This is a genomic window from Streptomyces anatolicus (genome assembly GCF_019400875.1).
GTDB classification, from domain to species: domain Bacteria; phylum Actinomycetota; class Actinomycetes; order Streptomycetales; family Streptomycetaceae; genus Streptomyces; species Streptomyces anatolicus.
Window position 1 is genome coordinate 1 of sequence record NZ_WMBF01000799.1, and the last position, 1592, is coordinate 1592.

General features: G+C 72.4%; 1 protein-coding gene. It reads right to left on the bottom strand.

Going from position 1 to position 1592, the window contains the following annotated elements:
• A partial coding sequence (locus GKQ77_RS32560) for an aspartate aminotransferase family protein (RefSeq protein WP_219692755.1) occupies positions 1–1592 on the bottom strand: 1592 nt, incomplete at both ends.

Below are 1592 nucleotides of genomic sequence, written 5' to 3' on the forward strand. Positions count from 1 at the left end.
TTCCAGGCCATGGCCTGCGGGGCCTTCCGGGCCAGCGGGGCCCGCGGCGTCGGCTTCGGCTTCGGCGTGGGCTTAGGCGTCGCCTTCGGCTTCGTACGGAAGAAGCCCGCGTCGCGCAGCTCCCGCAAGGAGCCCTTCACCGCGTCGACGATGAACTCGACGTCGCTGTCGGAGTGTTCGGTGGAGAGGAAGAAGTTGCGCCACTCCCACACGTGGACGCCGCGCAGCATCAGGTGGTGGTAGAGCAGCTCCATGTCCGCGCGGTGCTCGAACCGGAACATCGAGCCGAAGTGGCTCATGCTCAGGGCGAACTCCTCCGCCTCGAAGAAGGAGTTGAGCGCGCCCGCCAGCTCGTCGGTGCGGGCGTTCAGCCGCTCCTGGAGGCGCGGGCTGTGCTCCTTGAGGTGGGTGAGGACGGCGCGGGCGGCGACCATCGACACGGGGTGCTGGATGTACGTACCGCCGAAGAAGGTCGTGTCGGCCGCCGGGTAGCTGTCGTCCCCGTAGCTCCAGTAGCCGCCGTCGATGCCGTCCATGATGTCGGCGCGGCCCGCGATGGCCCCGATGGGGAAGCCGCCGCCGAGCAGTTTGCCGTAGGTGGCGAGGTCGGGGGTGACGCCGTAGAGGTCCTGGGCGCCGCGCGGCGCGGGGCGGAAACCGGTCAGCATCTCGTCGAAGAGCAGCACGATGCCGTGGCGCGCGGTCAGCTCGCGCAGCCGTCGCACGAAGGCCGCGGGCTGGAGCGCCGGGTGGCGGCTCTGCACCGGCTCGACGACGACCGCCGCGATGTCGCCCGCCTGCGCCTCGATGACGGCCAGGCTCTCCTCGCTGCCGTAGGGCAGGACGAGCAGGTCGGCGACGGCGTTCTGCGGGACGCCCGCGGACATGGGGACGGTGGTCAGGCCCTCGCCGCCGGTGCGCGGCGAACGGCCGAGGACGTTGTCGTTGTGGCCGTGGTAGGCGCCCTCGAAGGTGATGATGCGGGAGCGGCCGGTGGCGGCGCGGGCGAGGCGGATGGCGGCGGAGTTCGCCTCGGTGCCGGAGTTGGCGAAGGCGACGCGCTCCATGCCGGTCAGCTCGGCGAGGAGTTCGGCGGCCTCGCCGGTCTCGACGTTGCGGGGGCCGAGCTGGATGCCGCGCGACAGGTGCTCGCGGACCGCTTCGGAGACGAAGGCGGGCTCGTGGCCGAAGAGCAGCACGCCGAAGCCCATGGTGATGTCGACGTAACGGTTGCCGTCGATGTCCTCGAGCCAGGAGCCGTGCGCCCGGCGGCCCGCGATGGGGTACAGCATCTCCTTGGTGCCGCTGCGGAACCCGACCGCGGCCCGGCTGTCCGCGAGCACCCGGCGGTAGCGCTGGGCGATCCGCTTCGAGGTGGGCGTCTTGGCGGTGTAACGGCGTACGAGGTCGTCGAGGTGGGCCCGCTGCGACTCCGGGGAACCGCCGCGGACCATGCCGGAGGCGCGGGACACCTCAAGGCGGGGGCCGTGCTGCGCGGGGCGGGGCGCGGGCGGCGCCTCCTCCGCTGCCGGGGCCCCCAGCTGCTGGGAGATGCGCTGGGACAGCTCGGCCATCGCGGCGAGGTCCTGGTC